Genomic DNA, 1,614 nt, shown 5'->3' with positions numbered 1-1,614 from the left:
ACCCTTCTTACTCAGCTGCCATACGCTGAAACTCTTGAGCAAATAGAAGCGCTACTGCCTTGGAACTTGGCTAAAGACTAGATCGTTGTGGTTGGAACATGAGTTATGCTGAGTAATGAGCGCTTACGTTCAAAAGGTATCGGTTTACATACAGTTCTTCGGCTTTTGAAGCAGGGATATAAAGTTATTACATGTTCTCGTTCAAAGAATACTTGGTTAGATGTACTTAAAAAATACCCAGAATTAAAAGCTGTTGATTATCAGTCTGTTGATATTGCGGATGAGCAACAATTAGAAAGGCTATTTACCCACGTTGCAGAGCATTACGGTAAGTTAGACGTTGCTGTAAATAACGCGTCTCCGGCACTTGCTTCTCGAGGGTATTTATCTCAAGTAGAAGTCCCATTTCTCAAAGAAACACTTCATGTGGATTTTTTGTGCCAAGCTTTATGTTTGAGATCTGAACTGAAGTTAATGGAAGCAGGTGCATCCATAGTAAATATAAGTTCGGTTAATGGTATTAGACCGACACCCAATGCATCAATGTATAGTGCAGCTAAACACGCCCTTGAGGGTTTAACTAAATCTGTTGCCTTAGAAAGCATTAAATCTGGCATTCGAATCAATGCAGTTGCCCCCGGTGTCACTTGGACGCCTCGATGGGAAGAAAAGCAACTTGAAAATTCTCATATTCGCGCTGAGGTTTCAGGCGTCGTACCAATCAATCGTTTTGGTGAAATCGACGAAATCGTCAATGCAATAGAGTTTTTATTATCTGATAAATCTAGTTATATCGTTGGTCACACGCTGGTAGTTGATGGTGGGCTCTCGTTGGCATGACGGCTAACAAAGCGTTAAAGAGGGATTCGCAACGCGTAGCATTTTCGTTATGCTTTGATTTTATTAGTTTTTAGTGCAATGCGATGAGTTGGTAGTTGCGTTGCTCACCCCTTAACGCGGCGTTATGTGAATGGAGATCAAAATGTCTTCTGTGCCAAAAAATAAAGATGAATTAGAGTTAGCTATAAACTCAATATTTCCGAAACTCATGGCTGACTATCGTTCAATTCCGGAAAGTAAAGCTCGCAAATCTGGAGTAGAGGGAAACGTGAAAGGTACGGTCATTAGTGTTAGTGATACAGTGGCTTACTTGATTGGTTGGGGAAAACTGGTTCTTAAATGGCATCAGCTAAGATCTCGACACCAACATGTAGATTTCCCAGAAACTGGTTATAAATGGAACCAATTAGGTTCACTCGCTGAAAGCTTCCACGAAGAGTATCGTGATTGGAAATACAATGATTTACTCATTGAACTTGAGTCTACGGTTAACGAGATACTTTTACTCATTTCAAGCTTAAATAATCATGACTTATATGGTGTTACGTGGTATGAACAATGGACTTTGGGGCGCATGATTCAGTTTAATACGTCATCACCTATGAAAAATGTGCGTACAAAAGTTAGGCGTTTCAATCGAGAATTCACATAACAAGAGACTATGGCGTCAAGAGTTAATTTTGGCGCTGTTTACATCCCACATGCAGCCGTCTCTGAGCATAGAATTTAGGATAACTACCATCTTTCTGACGCAAGCAATGATCGCTACTTTTT

2 protein-coding genes and 1 pseudogene are annotated in these 1,614 nt (G+C 40.3%); 2 read left to right on the top strand and 1 reads right to left on the bottom strand.

The genetic code is table 11. The features are described 5' to 3' along the window. Nucleotides 1–105 precede the first annotated feature (105 nt). Entirely contained in the window at nt 106–840 is a 735-nt protein-coding gene (locus FKQ60_RS17205) for an SDR family oxidoreductase (protein ID WP_170906818.1), read from the top strand. 142 nt (nt 841–982) lie between these two features. Next, the gene (locus FKQ60_RS17200) at nt 983–1,492 is read left to right on the top strand and encodes a ClbS/DfsB family four-helix bundle protein (protein ID WP_170905778.1); all 510 of its coding nucleotides are present in this window, start codon (nt 983–985) and stop codon (nt 1,490–1,492) included. 15 nt (nt 1,493–1,507) lie between these two features. On the opposite strand, the pseudogene FKQ60_RS17195 reads toward FKQ60_RS17200, so the two are convergent. Beyond that, nucleotides 1,508–1,614 (bottom strand): annotated as a pseudogene (locus FKQ60_RS17195) (IS110 family transposase); the annotation flags it as partial.

This window comes from Vibrio sp. A11 (genome assembly GCF_013048705.1).
GTDB classification, from domain to species: domain Bacteria; phylum Pseudomonadota; class Gammaproteobacteria; order Enterobacterales; family Vibrionaceae; genus Vibrio; species Vibrio metschnikovii.
The sequence above is the reverse complement of the archived record's forward strand: the minus strand, read 5'-3'. Positions and strand labels throughout refer to the sequence as shown.

What these genes read in the sequence shown, in the direction of transcription:
- FKQ60_RS17200 (WP_170905778.1), top strand. Translation starts at nt 983, where the DNA reads ATGTCTTCTGTGCCAAAAAATAAAGATGAATTAGAGTTAGCTATAAAC.
- FKQ60_RS17205 (WP_170906818.1), top strand. Translation starts at nt 106, where the DNA reads ATGCTGAGTAATGAGCGCTTACGTTCAAAAGGTATCGGTTTACATACA.